Raw genomic sequence first — 14,912 nt, forward strand, 5'->3', positions numbered from 1 at the left:
AAACCGTTCATGGCCATTCCCTTCCTCAGCGAGGAGCCCGCCGGTCCGCGCCCGCGCAGCTGGTCCCTGACCGTCTCCGGCATCGCCGTCGTGTCCTTCATCGCCGTCCTGGCACTCGCCTGGATGGCGGCCTCGACGCTGCTCCTCGTCTTCGCCGGCATTCTGCTCGGCGTCTTCCTCGACGGCCTGACGCGCCTTCTCGGCCAGGTGCTGCCCGCAGGCCGGGGCTTGCGCCTCAGCCTCGTCAGCCTCGTGCTCGCCGGCCTGACCCTCGCCCTGATCGCCTTCGGGGGCGCCACGATCGTGCAGCAGGGGCGGGACCTCGGACAGACCGTGGCGTCCCAGGCCGGCACCGTGCGCGACCGGCTGAAGGATTACGGTATCGACGTGCCCGAGATCGTCCCGGGCAAGGGCGATGCAAACAAGGGCGGTGAAAACAAGGGCGGCGGGCCCAAGGACGGCGAGAACGCGAGCGGAGAGAGCAAGGACGGCACCCCCGGTGGGGACGCGAAATCCGGCGGCGGGGGCGATTCGAGTCCTCGGCGCGACGACGGTTCCCTGTCCTCGGGCCAGAAGCCCGGCGGCCTCACGGGTCTCGCTTCGGGGGCAATGAAGAGCCCCGGCTCGCTGCTGTCGGATGCTGGCAGCGTGCTCGGGCCGGCGGCCACCGTGGTGATCGGCCTGTTCAGCGCGCTCGGTAACGCCCTCGTCATCATCTTCCTGGGCCTCTCGGTGGCGGCAGATCCGGGCGCCTACCGGGACGGGCTCGTCCGCTTCGTGCCGCCGGCGCATCGCGACCGCGCCACCGCCCTCCTCGACGGCATGGGGGAGACCCTGCGCCACTGGCTCTTCGGCCAGCTCATCACCATGGCGGTGATCTTCGTCTGCACCTGGGCCGGCCTCGCCTTCCTGGGCATCGGCGGCGCCCTCATCCTGGGCCTCCAGGCCGGGCTGCTCGCCTTCATCCCGACCATCGGCCCGCTGATCGCCGGCGTCGTGATCCTGCTGGCCTCCCTGGCCTCGGGCACCACGGCGCTGCTGGGGGCCCTCGGCGTCTACCTCGCGGTGCAGACCCTGGAGAGCTATGGGCTGACGCCCTTCATCCAGAAGCAGGCCCTCGACATCCCTCCGGCTACGATCTTCGCCGGGCAGCTCGTGCTCGGCGTGATCTTCGGCCTCTGGGGCATCGCCCTGGCCCTGCCGCTGATGGCGGTGGCGAAGGTGCTGCTGGCGCAGCTCTATATCGAGGACACCCTGCACGAGGAGACGGAGGACTGAGACGCCCTTCGGTCGTGGGGCGGGTTCGGAGCGTCCGGCGGCGGCTCGTGCCGCCGCCGGGCCTCACTCGTCCATCAGGGGATGCAGGTCGCGGACCATGCTCTTCAGGCGCTCGTCGAGGACGTGGGTGTAGATCTGCGTCGTCGAGATGTCGGCGTGGCCGAGGAGTTCCTGGACGATGCGCAGGTCCGCGCCGTTCTGCAGGAGGTGGCTCGCGAAGGCGTGGCGCAGCACGTGCGGACTGACCCGGTCCGCCCGCAGGCCGGCCGCCGCCGCCACCGTCTTCAGATCGCGGGCGAACGACTGCCGGGTCAGGTGACCGCTCTCGCTGTCTGCGGGAAACAGCCAGGGGCCCTCGGCGCGCAGGTGGGCGAGGTGGTCGCGCATGGCGCTCCGGGCGATCTCCGTGAGCGGCACCAGCCGCTCGCGCCCGCCCTTGCCCTTGACCACGAGGTAGCGCTCCTTCGTGGAGGCCGCCGCCCGGGGCAGGGCGATGAGTTCCGAGACGCGCAGGCCCGTGGCGTAGAGAAGCTCGATCAGGCAGAGCAGGCGCGTGCCCCGCGCGCGCGCCGCGGTGCCGTCTCCGGTCGCGCCCTCACCGGTCGCACCTTGAGCGGTCGCACCCTGGGCTGTCGTCTCCGGGCCAGTCGCACCTTGGCGCGCCACGGCCAGCAGCCGGTCGACCTCCGCCACCGAAAGCACCTTGGGCAGGGCCCGGACCCGGCGCGGACCGCCGATCGGGGCGCTGGGGTCGTCCTCGGCCAGACCCTCGGCGTAGAGGAAGCGGTGGAAGCCCCGGATGCAGGACAGACGCCGTGCCGCCGAAGCTGCCGAGAGGCCGCGCGTCTCGAGGTCGGCGAGGTAGGCCCGCAGGGGCGCCGCTTCGAGCGCGACGGGGTCGTGCCCGCCCCGTGCCAGGGCGGCGAGGTAGTCCGCGAGGTCGCGTCGGTAGGCCGCGAGGGTGTTGGCGGCCGCGCCCCGCTCGGCGGCGAGCATGTCGAGGTAGTCGCGGATCAGGAGGTCGCCCGCGGACATTTCGACCGCGGGCATCCCTGTGGCGGGGGTCTCGGGTCCGGGGATTTCGGCCGGAGGAATTTTGACCGCAGCGATCTTGGCCGCCCGGTTCGGATGAGGGGTCGGTGCCCGCGTCACCGGTTCGGCGGCTGGAGCTTCGAGGCGGGGATGGTCACGCTCATCTCGCGCGGCGTCGGCACCACGAAGGTCGCCAGCGCGAACATCCCCGCGAAGGCGAGCCCGGCCAGGATGGCGAGGGTGGCGAGGAAACGGAACAGGGTCGGCACTCGGACGAACCTCGATCGTGCGGCGCTGGGGACGTGAGCGCGCCTCGGGGGCCAGATGGCTTCAGGAGCCGGATGTGGCTGACGACAAGCTTGGGGTTGCATCACGGGCCGACGCCGATGGCAATGACTTCGCGGCCACAGGCGGCGCGGCATTCCGGTGCGCGCGCCGTCCCGGGTGCTTCGCCCCCACCGGAAAACGCGCTAAGACCCGCCCAACGATGTGTAGATGAACGTGATGACCGAAGTCCCTCCTCAGGGCGGCGTCCCGCCCCCGGGTGAACCGCCGGACGCCGCCGCCGGCGGCGAGCCGATCGAACTGCGTCTCCGCCGGGCCCTCGGGCACCGGTCGATCGTGCTCGTCGGCCTCATGGGAGCTGGCAAGAGTACCGTCGGCCGGCGCCTGGCCACGCGCCTCGGCCTGATGTTCAAGGATGCCGACAACGAGATCGAGACGGCGGCCAAGCTCACGATCCCGGATATCTTCGCGATCTACGGCGAGCCGAGCTTCCGCGATGGCGAGGAGCGGGTCATCGCCCGCCTGATGCGCGAGGGCCCCCTGGTGCTGGCCACCGGCGGCGGCGCGTTCATGCGCGAGACGACCCGCGCCCGCATCGCCGAGGGCGGCGTCTCGATCTGGCTGAAGGCCGAGCTCGACGTGCTGATGCGCCGGGTCCGCAAGCGCGGCGGGCGCCCGCTCCTTCAGACCGAAGACCCCGAGGAGACCCTGCGCCAGCTCATGGCCCAGCGCCATCCGGTCTACGCCACCGCCGACGTGGAGGTGATCTCCCGCGACGTCGCCCACGACCGGGTCGTGCAGGACGTCATGGAAGCGCTCGACGCCTACCTGAACCGACCCTCGCAGACCGGGATCGCAGCCCAGTGACCGACCGCCTCACCGTGGCCGTTCCCCTCGATCAGGGGCGGGCCTACGACATCCTGATCGGACGCGGCCTCCTCGACGAGGCCGGCCGGCACGTGGCTGCCCTCGGGGCGAAGGCGGCGGTGATCGTCTCCGACACCAACGTGGCCGCCCTCTACGGCGCGCGTCTGCAGGACGGCCTCGCGGCGGCAGGCCTGCGCTCGGGCCTCGTCACCGTAGCCCCTGGCGAGGCCTCGAAATCCTACGCCACCTACGCGGCGGTCTGCGACGGGCTCCTCGCCCACAAGGTCGAGCGCAACGACCTCGTGGTGGCCCTCGGCGGTGGCGTCGTCGGCGACCTGGCGGGCTTCGCGGCCGCCACCCTGCGCCGCGGCGTGCGCTTCGTGCAGGCGCCCACCAGTCTCCTCGCCCAGGTCGATTCCTCGGTCGGTGGCAAGACCGGGATCAACTCGCCCCACGGCAAGAACCTCATCGGCGCCTTCCACCAGCCCCGCCTGGTGCTCGCCGACACCGCCACCCTCGACACCCTGTCGGAGCGGGAGATGCGGGCGGGCTACGCGGAGGTGGCCAAGTACGGCCTCATCAACGATGCCGCCTTCTTCGACTGGTGCGAAGCGCACTGGGCCGGGATTTTCGCGGGCGGGCCGGAGCGCGACGAGGCCGTGGCGATCTGCTGCCGCTCCAAGGCCGGCGTGGTGGTGCGCGACGAGCGCGAGGACGGCGAGCGCGCCCTGCTCAACCTCGGCCACACCTTCGCGCACGCCCTGGAGCGCCTGACCGGCTACGAGTCCGCCCGCCTCGTCCACGGCGAGGCGGTGGCGATCGGACTCGCACTGGCCTTCCGCTTCTCCGCCCGCCTCGGCCTGTGCCCGGGCCAGGACGCGGGCCGGGTCGCCAACCACCTGGCTCTGGCCGGCCTGCCGACCCGGCTCCAGGCGGTGCCCGGCGGCTGCGGCGACGCCGATGCCCTCGTGGCGGCGATGGCGCAGGACAAGAAGGTGCGCGACGGCGCGCTGACCTTCATCCTGGCCCGCGGCATCGGCCAGAGCTTCATCGCGCCCGGCATCGACGGCGCCGAGGTCCGCGCCTTTCTGAATGCCGAACTGAGTGCCGCTTGAGCGATCCCGGGACCGAGGGCCTGCATCGCCGCATCGCTGCGCTGGAGGCCGAGGTCGCCCGCCTGCGCGGCACGCCCGCGGGACAGCGCGAGGCGGAACTGCGCCTCATCACCGACGCTCTGCCGGTGCTCGTCGCCTATCTCGACCGCGGCTACATCGTCCGGTTCAACAATCGCGACTACGAGACCAGGTTCGGGCGCGGCGTCGAGACCCTGGTCGGTCGCCATGCCCAGGCGGTGCTCGGCGCCGAGATGTTCGCCCAGTGCCGTCCCGACATGGACCGGGCCCTGGCCGGCGAGACCATCGCGTTCGACGGCGTGCTTCCGGACGGGCAGGGCCGGCATCGGGCCTGCGCCATCCAGTACATCCCGCGGCGGAACGCGGCCGGCGCGGTGGAGGGCTTCTTCGTCCTCGCCATCGACGTCGAGGAGCGCCGCGCCGCCGAGGCCAGGCGGATCGCGGTGGCCGAACTCGGCGACCGGCTGCGCGACCTCGACGACACCGCCGCCATCGCGTACGCAGCCGCGGAAATCCTCGGCACCACCCTCGGGGTCAGCCGCGCCGGCTACGGCACCATCGATGCCAAGGCCGAGACCATCCTGATCGAGCGTGACTGGAACGCCCCCGGCATCCGGAGCCTCGCCGGAACCCTGCACTTTCGCGATTACGGCTCCTACATCGAGGATCTGAAGCGCGGCGAGACCGTGATCTGCAGCGATGCCGACGCCGATCCGCGCACCGCCTCCGGCGCCGAGGCCCTGAAGGCGATCAGCGCGCATTCCTTCGTCAACATGCCGCTGACCGAGCACGGCGGCTTCGTCGCGCTGCTCTATCTCAACCATGCCACCGCCCGGTCCTGGTCGCCCGAAGAGCTCGCCTTCATGCGCAACGTCGCCGAGCGCGTGCGCGCGGCCACCGAGCGCAGCCGCGCGACCTCCGCGCAACGGGTGAGCGACGCGCAGTTCCACGCCTTCGCGCAGGCGGTCCCGATCCACGTCTGGGCGGCCTCCGCCACCGGCGCCCTCGACTGGTCCAACGCCGCCTGTGCCAGCTATTGCGGCCCCGCCCGCGACGGCGTCCGCGGCGCGGCCTGGGCCGGCCTCGTCCACCCCGCGGACCGCGCGGCGGTGGAAGCCTGGGAATCCTGCCTCGAAGACGGTCGTCCCTACGCGGGCGAGTTCCGGATCCGCCGCGACGACGGAGCCTATCGCTGGTTCCTGGTGCGGGCCGAGCCGATCCGGGCGGCCGACAGCACCATCCTGCGCTGGGTCGGCACCAACACCGACATCGACGACCAGAAGGCCACGAGTGCCGAACTGGCACGCCTGAACACCAGCCTGGAGCGTCAGGTCGAGCGCCGCACCCGCGAGCGCGACCGCATCTGGGAGACCACCACCGACCTGATGGGAACGGCCGGGCTCGACGGCTACCTGAAGACCATCAATCCGGCTTGGGGCCGCACCCTCGGCTGGGACGACGACGCCCTGCTCGGCCAGCCCTTCGCGGCGCTGATCGATCCCGCCGACCATGCCGAGACGGCCGAGGTGGTCCGCCGTCTCGCGCGGGGCGAGACGGTGACCGGCTTCGTCGACCGCGTCTTCACCAAGGCGGGTGAGCGGCGCACGGTGATGTGGACGGCAGCGCCCGACGGCGAGACCTTCACCATCATCGGGCGGGACATCACGGACCAGCGCCGGACCGAGGAGGCCCTGCGCCAGGCGCAGAAGATGGAGGCGGTGGGCCAGCTCACCGGCGGGCTGGCCCATGACTTCAACAACCTGCTCACGGGGATCTCCGGCAGCCTCGAACTGCTCCAGGCCCGCATGGCGCAGGGACGGGTCACGGACCTCGACCGCTACATCAACGCGGCGCAGGGCGCGGCCAAGCGCGCCGCCGCGCTGACGCACCGCCTCCTCGCCTTCTCGCGCCGACAGACCCTCGACCCCAGGCCCACCAGCGTGAACGGCCTCATCGCCGGCATGGAGGAGCTGGTGCGCCGCACGGTCGGGCCGGCGGTGACGATCGAGGTGGTCGGCGCGGTCGGGCTCTGGACCGCCCTGGTCGATCCGAACCAGCTCGAGAACGCGCTCCTCAACCTCTGCATCAACGCCCGCGATGCCATGCCGGAGGGCGGTCGCATCACCATCGAGACGGCCAACAAGTGGCTCGACGTCCGCGCCGCCCGGGAGCGCGACCTGGAGCCGGGGCAGTTCCTCTCCCTGTGCGTCACCGATACCGGGACCGGCATGACGCCGGAGGTGATCGCCCGGGCCTTCGACCCGTTCTTCACCACGAAGCCCCTGGGCGAGGGCACGGGCCTCGGCCTCTCGATGATCTACGGCTTCGCCCGTCAGTCGGGGGGCCAGGTGCGGATCTATTCGGAGGTCGGCCAGGGCACGACGGTGTGCCTCTACCTGCCCCGCCACTACGGAGAGGCCGAGGCCCGCGACGGCGAGGCCGACCTCGCCCACGCGCCCCGGGCCGAGCAGGGCCAGACCGTGCTCATCGTCGACGACGAGCCCACGGTGCGGATGCTGGTGACCGAGGTGCTGGAGGACCTCGGCTACACCGCCATCGAGGCGGCGGACGGGGCGGCCGGTCTCAAGGTGCTCGAATCCGACGTGCGGCTCGATCTCCTGGTGACGGATGTCGGCCTGCCCGGCGGCATGAACGGCCGCCAGATGGCGGATGCGGGCCGGGTCGTGCGGCCCGGTCTGAAGGTGCTGTTCATCACCGGCTACGCCGAGAATGCCGTGCTCGGCAACGGATACCTTGAGCCCGGCATGCAGGTGCTGACCAAGCCCTTCGTGATGGAGGCGCTCGCCGGACGCATCAAGGAACTCATCGCCGGGACCGAAGGGGCGTGAATGGCCCGGCCCGCGACGTGGTAATCAACGGCTCGACCTGACGACATCCTCCGGCATCGGCACGCATGGAACCCCATACCGATCTCTGGCTGGCCGCGAGCATCGTGGCGATCTCGCTCCTGCTCTCGGCCTTCTTCGCGGGTGCCGAGACCGCCTTCACGGCGGCGTCCCGGGCCCGCATGCTGGCCCTGGAGAATGCCGGCGACGCGCGCGCGCGCCTCGTCAACGCCATCCTGGCGAGCCGCGAGCGCTTCATCGGCGCCATGCTCATCGGCTACAACATCGTGGCGATCGGCGCCTCGGCCTTCACCACCAGCGTGCTCACCACCCTCTTCGGCAAGAGTGGCGTCCTCTACGCCACCGGGGTGATGTCGGTCCTGGTCATCATCTTCGCCGAGGTGCTGCCCAAGACCCTCGCGATCAACAAGCCGGACAGCGCCGCCCTGGTCATGGCCCGGCCGGTGGCCTTCGCGGTGGCCCTGCTCGGGCCGGCGGCGCTCGCCATCGAGGCCCTGGTGCGTGGGATGCTCCGGCCCTTCGGCGTCCGGATCGGCGAGCGCCAGACCATTCTGTCGGCCACCGACGAGATCCGCGGCCAGGTCGCCCTCTTGCATCGCGAGGGCGGCGTGGCCAAGGCCGAGCGTGATATGCTCGGCGGTCTCCTCGACCTGTCCGACCTCACCGTCTCGGAAGTGATGGTTCACCGCACCAAGATGCGCACCATCGACGCCGACCTGCCCTCGGAGGAGATCGTGCGCGCGGTGCTGGCCTCGCCCTACACGCGCATGCCCCTCTGGCGCGGCACGACGGAGAACATCGTCGGCGTGCTCCACGCCAAGGATCTCCTGCGGGCGCTGGACGCCGCCGGCGGCGACGCCTCCGGTCTCAAGGTCGAGGCCCTGGCGCTGGAGACCTGGTTCGTGCCGGACACCACCTCCCTGCGCGACCAGCTGAAGGCCTTCCTCACCAAGAAGACCCACTTCGCCCTGGTGGTCGACGAGTACGGCGAGGTGATGGGCCTCGTGACCCTGGAAGACATCCTCGAGGAGATCGTGGGCGACATCGCCGACGAGCATGACGTCACCGTGTCCGGGGTTCGGCCCCAGGGCGACGGCTCGGTGCATGCCGACGGGAGCGTGCCGATCCGCGACCTCAACCGGGCGATGGACTGGGACCTGCCGGACGACGAGGCCACCACCATCGCGGGGCTCGTCATCCACGAGGCCCGGGCGATTCCCGATACCGGGACCGCCTTCAACTTCCACGGCTTCCGCTTTCAGGTCCTGCGCAAGGCTCGCAACCGGATCACCGCCCTTCGGATCACCCCCCTCGGTCCCGGTCCGCGCAAGGCGGAGCCGTGACAACCCATCGTCCGTAGAGATTTCGACGGACCGCGGGTGTCCAGATCTGCGTAACCCTGATCGTTTAGGATGGATTCGGACTCTGGAACGCTGTCCCGTAGAGGCGAGCGGCTTCCGACGATCGAACGCGTGAGGGGGGGCGGAACCGATCGATGCTGCTCGATGCCCCGACCCTCCTGCTCGTGACCGTGATCCTGACCTTCATGGTCGGAAGCCTGTTCCTGCTGTCCTGGAGCCAGGCCCGCCAGGTCCACGCCCTGGCGATCTGGGGCGTCGCCCACATCACCGGCGCGATGGCCTCGGCCCTGCTGTCCCTGCGCGGGATCATCCCGGACTGGGTCTCGATCGGGGTCGCCAACGGCGTGATGATCGGCGCCTACGGCCTGATCTGGACCGGGACCCGGGCGTTCGAGGGGCGGCGCACATGCCGCGCGCCGATCACGGTGTCGATCGCGCTCTGGGGGGCGAGCTGCCTGGTCCCGGCGTTCTTCGCCTCAGTTCCCGCCCGGGTGATGTTGGCCTCGAGCCTCGCCGGAGGCTTCTGCCTGCTGGCCGCTCGCGAGATCTGGCGAGCCCGCGCCGAACCCCTGGTGTCGCGCTATCCCGGGGTTGCCCTGTTGCTGCTCTACACCTCGGCCTACTGGATCCGCGTGCCTCTCGCGATCGTCGCGCCGCCGCAAACCATCCCGAATCCACTGCAGACGCCCTGGCTGACCATCCTGTGCCTTGCCGGCATGCTCTTCACCCTGGCGATCGCCTTCGTGTTCATGTCGCTGACGAAGGAGCGCGCCGAGCGCCTGCAACGGCTCGCCGCCGACACCGACGCGCTGACCGGCATCCTCAGCCGGCGCGCCTTCGTGGCCCAAGCCGAGGCTGCTCTGGCGGAGGGTGGTGCCGTCACCCTGCTCCTGTTCGACCTCGACCATTTCAAGCTGATCAACGACCGGTACGGCCACGCGGTGGGCGATGGCGTCCTCGTCGGATTCTGCCACACCGTGTCGGCGCTGCTGCCGGGTTCCGCGATCTTCGGTCGGATGGGCGGCGAGGAATTCGGCTGCCTCCTGCGCGGACTCGCCCCGGAGGAAGCCCTGGCCCAGGCCGAGTTCCTGCGCCGCGCCGTGGCTCGGATCGCCGTACCGGAACTGCCGCACCTCGCGATCGGCGTCAGCATCGGTCTGGCGGTGCCGGAGCAGGGCTCCGATGCCGCGGCGCCGGGACGCCGACTCGATGCCCTGCTCAGCCGCGCGGATGCCGCACTCTATCGGGCCAAGCGCAACGGGCGTGGACGGACCGAGCTCGCCTCGTACCCGCTGCGCCGGGTCGCCTGAGACAGGTTACGGCGCCTTCTGAGCCGGGGCGGGCGCCACGGCCGGAGCGGCCGCCGTGCGCTCGATCTTGGCCCCCTCGCGCAATTTCAGGATCAGGTCCTGCTGCGCCTTCCGAGTCAGGTACTGGTCCACCTGCTCCTTCATCTCATCGAAGGTCGGGACCGGCTTGGTGCGCTTCTCCTCGAGCTTGATCACGTGCCAGCCGAACTGGGTCTTGACCGGGTCGGAGACCTGCCCCGCATTCATCTTGAAGGCGGCCTCGGCAAAGGGAGCGACCATGCGCTCCTTGGTGAACCAGCCGAGGTCGCCGCCCTCGGTCTTCGAGCCGGGATCCTTCGACACCTCGGCCGCGACGCGGGCAAAATCCTCGCCGCCCTTGATCCGCGCGGCGATCTTCTTGGCCTCGTCCTCGCTCTCCACGAGGATGTGGCGGGCATGCACCTCCTCCTCGGGCTTCATCGCCTTGACGGTCTGGTCGTAGAGGGCCTTGGCGGCTTCCGGCGTCGCCGCCTTCTTGGCCTCGCGCTCCAGGTACTCGTCGAGGAGGAGCTTGTCCTTGAAGTAGGCGAGCTTGCGCTGGAAGTCCGGCGAATCACTGACCTTAGCGGCTTCCGCTGCCTGAGCCCCGACCTTGAGGTCGATCATGTAGTCGACGAGGAGCGACTTCTTCTGGGCGTCGTCGACACCGGGCAAGGAAAGGGCGGGATCCTCGGCCGCGATGGCGAGGTCTCCCGCGGTGATCGGGGCCCCGTTCACCTTCGCCACCACGGTCTCGGGAGCGACCGGGGCCGCAGCCGGCGCCGGAGCAGCCGGCGCCTGTGCCTGGGCCTGGGCCAGAGGCAGGCCGAGTGCCAGGGCAACGGCGCCCGTGCGCAGGAGGCTGGAGCGCGAAAGGGACTTGATCATCGTCATGGAGGCGTCCTTGGGAGCGCCGCCCACGTCCCGGCGCAGGTCCGGTCGGAGGTCGTCGCAGGGGCAGTCGAGAGAGGTGCGGCCGGGGGCCGCGGACTTTCCGCGTCATCAGGTGGCGCGTGCACTCCCCGATGGCAAGCACGGCCGCAGCATCGCACGGTCGAAATCCCGGCGCACGTGAGGCGCCTTCCCGCTGTCCATCTCCGTCGCTCCGACCGCTGCGTCGGGCGATCACGATGCGGGGAGATCCCCCGAGCGGCCGGGACGGGCGTGCCCGCATCCTCCGCATGAGGAGGGGGACTCGCGCAGGCGAGGCTTGCGCAGGCGAATCACGCCCCGGATCGAAACGCGACTCCTCCGCGTTGGCCGGACCAAAGCCGGTTCAGCGCCCCTCCGGGCGTGCGACCGCTCGGCGTTCTCCGTTCGCCCCGCGCTGACCTGGCCTCACCGATACCCCGGTGTGGACGTGGGCCGGCTCTTTCGGATGCGCCGGCCCGTGTTTACCTCTATAAGCCCGGCCAACATTCGCCTTCAGACTTTTCGATCGACCGTAGGTTCACGATGCTCGGTGCCCTCGCCAAGAAGATTTTCGGCTCGTCCAACGACCGGCGCGTGAAGGGCTATCGTCCCCGTGTGGCCGAGATCAACGCCCTGGAGCCGCAGGTCGCCGCGCTCTCGGACGACGATCTGCGGGCCCGGACCACGATGCTGAAGGCCGAGCTCGCCGCCGGCAAGACCCTCGACGACATCCTCGTGCCCGCCTTCGCCACCGTGCGCGAGGCTGCCAAGCGCGTGCTCGGCCAGCGGCACTTCGACGTGCAGCTGATCGGCGGCATGGTGCTGCACGAGAGCGGCATCGCCGAGATGCGCACCGGCGAGGGCAAGACCCTGGTGGCGACCCTGCCGGTGTATCTCAACGCCCTCTCGGGTCTCGGCGTCCACGTCGTCACCGTGAACGACTACCTCGCCGCCCGCGACGCGGAGTGGATGGGGCGGGTCTATCGCTTCCTCGGTCTCACCGTCGGCACCATCGTGCACGGCCTGGACGACGAGCAGCGCAAGACAGCCTACGCCGCCGACATCACCTACGGCACCAACAACGAGTTCGGGTTCGACTACCTGCGCGACAACATGAAGTACGAGCTCAGCCAGCTCTCGCAGCGCGGGCACAACTTCGCGATCGTCGACGAGGTTGACTCGATCCTGATCGACGAGGCCCGGACCCCGCTCATCATCTCTGGCCCGGTCGACGACCGCTCCGAGCTCTACGTCTCAGTGGACGCTCTGATGCCCCATCTGGAACGCGAGCATTACGACCTCGACGAGAAGCAGCGCACGGTCTCGCTGACCGAGAGCGGCAACGAGTTCGTCGAGGACCTCCTGCGCGGCGCGGACCTGCTGAAGGAAGGCGACCTCTACGACGCGCACAACGTCTCCCTGGTTCACCACGTGAACCTGGCGCTGCGCGCCCACACCCTGTTCACCCTGGACAAGGACTACATCGTCAAGAACGACGAGGTGGTGATCATCGACGAGTTCACCGGCCGCATGATGCAGGGCCGGCGCTACTCGGAGGGCCTGCACCAGGCCCTCGAGGCCAAGGAGCGGGTGACGATCCAGCCCGAGAACCAGACCCTGGCCTCGATCACCTTCCAGAACTACTTCCGCCTCTATTCCAAGCTCGCCGGCATGACCGGCACCGCCTCCACCGAAGCGGACGAGTTCGCGGAGATCTACAAGCTCGAAGTCGTCGACATCCCGACCAACAAGGAGGTCGAGCGCGTCGACGAGGACGACGAGGTCTACCGGACGGTGGGCGAGAAGTACGACGGCATCATCGCCGAGATCGAGAAGGCGCATGCGCGCCACCAGCCGATCCTGGTCGGCACCGGCTCGATCGAGAAGTCGCAGCACCTGGCCGAGATGCTGGTCAAGGCGGGCTTCCGCCAGCTCGACTACTCGGATCCCAACGCCCTGACCGACGTCTACGCCGCCGCGCGCGAGGGCCGGGTGACGAAGCGCTTCGCCGTGCTGAACGCCCGCTTCCACGAGCAGGAGGCCTACATCGTCGCCGAGGCCGGCGTGCCCGGCGCCATCACCATCGCGACCAACATGGCCGGCCGCGGCACCGACATCAAGCTCGGCGGCAACGTCGAGATGCGCGTGGAGAAGGAACTCGCGAACCTGCCCGAGGGGCCGGAGCGCGACGCGAAGATCGAGGCCATCAAAGCCGAGATCGCCGAGAACCGCGACAAGGTCCTGGCCTCGGGCGAGCCGGCCGACCCGGCCGCGGGCCGCAAGGTCGCCCTGCCGGGCGGTCTCTACATCATCGGTACCGAGCGCCACGAATCCCGCCGCATCGACAATCAGCTGCGTGGCCGCTCCGGTCGCCAGGGCGATCCGGGCCGCTCGAAGTTTTACCTGTCGCTCCAGGACGACCTGATGCGGATCTTCGGGTCCGACCGCATGGACGGCATGCTGACCCGTCTCGGCCTGGAGCAGGGCGAGGCGATCATCCATCCCTGGATCAACAAGGCGATCGAGAAGGCGCAGCAGAAGGTCGAGGCGCGCAACTTCGACATGCGCAAGAACGTGCTCAAGTACGACAACGTCATGAACGACCAGCGCAAGGTGGTGTTCGAGCAGCGCCGCGACTTCATGGGCCAGGAAAGCGTGCGCGAGACCGTGGACGAGATGCGCCACGGCGTCGTCGACGACCTCGTGGCGGTGCACGTGCCCGAGAACGCCTATGCCGAGCAGTGGGACATCGAGGGCCTGCGCGAGCGGGTCCAGACCGTGCTCAACCTCGACGTTCCGGTGGAGGATTGGGCGAAGGAGGAGGGCATCGCCGACGAGGAGATGCGCGACCGCCTGCGCCAGGCCGCCGACGAGGCCTATGTCCAACGCACGGAGAAGAACACGCCCGAGGTGATGACCTATGTCGAGAAGCAGGTGCTCCTGCAGACCCTCGACCACCTCTGGCGCGAGCACCTCGTCACCCTCGACCACCTGCGCCAAGTGGTGGGCTGGCGCGGCGTCGCTCAGCGCGATCCCCTCAACGAGTACAAGTCCGAAGCGTTCGAACTCTTCAACAGCTTGGTCGCCGCCTTGCGCGAGCAGGTGACGCAGCAGCTCTCGCGCATCGAGATCATGTACGAGGAGCCGCCCGCGGAGGGAGCCGACAACCTGTTCGCTCAGCCCGGCCTGCCGCCGATGTTCGCCCAGCACCTCGATCCGGTCACGGGCGAGAACGAGATGGCCGGCATCGGGTCCGGCAGCGACGGCGGCGCGGGTCCCGCCTACGGCTACGCCGCGCGCGAGATGGCCACGGACACCGCCGTCCTGGAGCGCAACCCGGACGATTCCGCCACCTGGGGCCGCGTCGGGCGCAACGAGCCGTGCCCCTGCGGCTCGGGCAAGAAGTACAAGCACTGCCACGGGACGCTGACGGCCTGAGCGTGCCGGCGATCGCCTACGGCATCGAGCCGGATCTCGACGCGGCGGAGTTCCGCCGCGTCCTGATCGAGTCGGGACTCGCCGTGCGCCGCCCCATCGACGACCCGTCGCGCTTGGCCCGGATGCTGGCGCAGGCCGACCTCGTCGTCACCGCCCGGCGCGACGGCGACCTCGTTGGAATCGCCCGTACGCTCACGGATTTCGCGTTCTGCGCCTATCTCTCTGATCTCGCGGTGAGCCGCTCGGCGCAGGGGTTCAGGATCGGCCGGGGCCTCATCGCCGCCACCCGCGCGGCGGTCGGCCCGCAGGTCTCGCTCCTTCTGACGGCCGCCCCCGGGGCCGTCACCTTCTACGATCAGATTGGGATGCCGCGGGTGGCGGATGCCTTCCGCTACAACCGCGAGGCCTGAA

General features: G+C 70.1%; 11 protein-coding genes. 8 read left to right on the top strand and 3 right to left on the bottom strand.

Annotated features, from left to right (window positions below; genetic code table 11):
- Positions 1–9: 9 nt before the first annotated feature.
- Positions 10–1,278 carry an AI-2E family transporter gene (locus ASF58_RS01975; RefSeq protein WP_055946756.1) on the top strand — a complete coding sequence of 423 codons (1,269 nt, stop codon included), beginning with the start codon at positions 10–12 and terminating at the stop codon, positions 1,276–1,278.
- A 63-nt stretch (positions 1,279–1,341) separates the two neighbouring features.
- On the opposite strand, the gene ASF58_RS01980 is transcribed toward ASF58_RS01975, so the two are convergent.
- Together ASF58_RS01980 and ASF58_RS01985 are read right to left on the bottom strand one after the other, a co-directional pair.
- The gene (locus ASF58_RS01980; RefSeq protein WP_082512847.1) at positions 1,342–2,313 is read right to left on the bottom strand and encodes a site-specific tyrosine recombinase XerD; all 972 of its coding nucleotides are present in this window, start codon (positions 2,311–2,313) and stop codon (positions 1,342–1,344) included.
- Between the two features lie 113 nt (positions 2,314–2,426).
- Complete coding sequence (locus ASF58_RS01985) at positions 2,427–2,579, bottom strand: hypothetical protein (RefSeq protein ID WP_055946764.1); 153 nt, start codon at positions 2,577–2,579, stop codon at positions 2,427–2,429.
- A 235-nt stretch (positions 2,580–2,814) separates the two neighbouring features.
- Here ASF58_RS01985 and ASF58_RS01990 point away from each other — a divergent pair, with 235 nt between their 5' ends.
- The 5 genes from ASF58_RS01990 to ASF58_RS02010 all read left to right on the top strand — a co-directional run bounded on the left by ASF58_RS01990 (position 2,815) and on the right by ASF58_RS02010 (position 10,133).
- Entirely contained in the window at positions 2,815–3,462 is a 648-nt protein-coding gene (locus tag ASF58_RS01990; RefSeq protein WP_055948604.1) for a shikimate kinase, read from the top strand.
- Entirely contained in the window at positions 3,459–4,577 is a 1,119-nt protein-coding gene (gene aroB, locus ASF58_RS01995; protein WP_055946766.1) for a 3-dehydroquinate synthase, read from the top strand. Before ASF58_RS01990 ends, aroB begins: the two co-directional genes overlap by 4 nt.
- Positions 4,574–7,444, top strand: a complete 2,871-nt coding sequence (locus tag ASF58_RS02000) for a PAS domain S-box protein (RefSeq protein ID WP_055946769.1) — start codon at positions 4,574–4,576, stop codon at positions 7,442–7,444. The genes aroB and ASF58_RS02000 overlap by 4 nt, the downstream gene beginning before the upstream one ends.
- Positions 7,445–7,509: 65 nt before the next feature.
- Complete coding sequence (locus tag ASF58_RS02005) at positions 7,510–8,805, top strand: HlyC/CorC family transporter (RefSeq protein ID WP_055946772.1); 1,296 nt, start codon at positions 7,510–7,512, stop codon at positions 8,803–8,805.
- 152 nt (positions 8,806–8,957) lie between these two features.
- Positions 8,958–10,133, top strand: a complete 1,176-nt coding sequence (locus ASF58_RS02010) for a GGDEF domain-containing protein (RefSeq protein ID WP_055946775.1) — start codon at positions 8,958–8,960, stop codon at positions 10,131–10,133.
- 6 nt (positions 10,134–10,139) lie between these two features.
- Here ASF58_RS02010 and ASF58_RS02015 read toward each other — a convergent pair whose 3' ends face one another.
- Positions 10,140–11,045, bottom strand: a complete 906-nt coding sequence (locus ASF58_RS02015; RefSeq protein ID WP_082512772.1) for a peptidylprolyl isomerase — start codon at positions 11,043–11,045, stop codon at positions 10,140–10,142.
- A 561-nt stretch (positions 11,046–11,606) separates the two neighbouring features.
- Between ASF58_RS02015 and secA the strand changes: the two genes are divergently transcribed.
- Positions 11,607–14,501 (top strand): preprotein translocase subunit SecA, encoded by a 2,895-nt coding sequence (gene secA, locus ASF58_RS02020; RefSeq protein WP_055946777.1) that lies wholly within the window; start codon positions 11,607–11,609, stop codon positions 14,499–14,501.
- Positions 14,498–14,911 (top strand): GNAT family N-acetyltransferase, encoded by a 414-nt coding sequence (locus ASF58_RS02025; RefSeq protein WP_055948611.1) that lies wholly within the window; start codon positions 14,498–14,500, stop codon positions 14,909–14,911. Before secA ends, ASF58_RS02025 begins: the two co-directional genes overlap by 4 nt.
- Position 14,912 lies beyond the last annotated feature (1 nt).

Origin of the sequence: Methylobacterium sp. Leaf125 (assembly GCF_001423085.1) — a bacterium.
Taxonomy (GTDB): domain Bacteria; phylum Pseudomonadota; class Alphaproteobacteria; order Rhizobiales; family Beijerinckiaceae; genus Methylobacterium.

Coding starts and splice junctions, on each gene's coding strand:
- ASF58_RS01980 (WP_082512847.1), bottom strand. CDS start 2,313: ATGTCCGCGGGCGACCTCCTGATCCGCGACTACCTCGACATGCTCGCC.
- ASF58_RS02005 (WP_055946772.1), top strand. CDS start 7,510: ATGGAACCCCATACCGATCTCTGGCTGGCCGCGAGCATCGTGGCGATC.
- ASF58_RS01990 (WP_055948604.1), top strand. CDS start 2,815: ATGACCGAAGTCCCTCCTCAGGGCGGCGTCCCGCCCCCGGGTGAACCG.
- ASF58_RS02015 (WP_082512772.1), bottom strand. CDS start 11,045: ATGACGATGATCAAGTCCCTTTCGCGCTCCAGCCTCCTGCGCACGGGC.
- secA (WP_055946777.1), top strand. CDS start 11,607: ATGCTCGGTGCCCTCGCCAAGAAGATTTTCGGCTCGTCCAACGACCGG.
- ASF58_RS01975 (WP_055946756.1), top strand. CDS start 10: ATGGCCATTCCCTTCCTCAGCGAGGAGCCCGCCGGTCCGCGCCCGCGC.
- ASF58_RS02010 (WP_055946775.1), top strand. CDS start 8,958: ATGCTGCTCGATGCCCCGACCCTCCTGCTCGTGACCGTGATCCTGACC.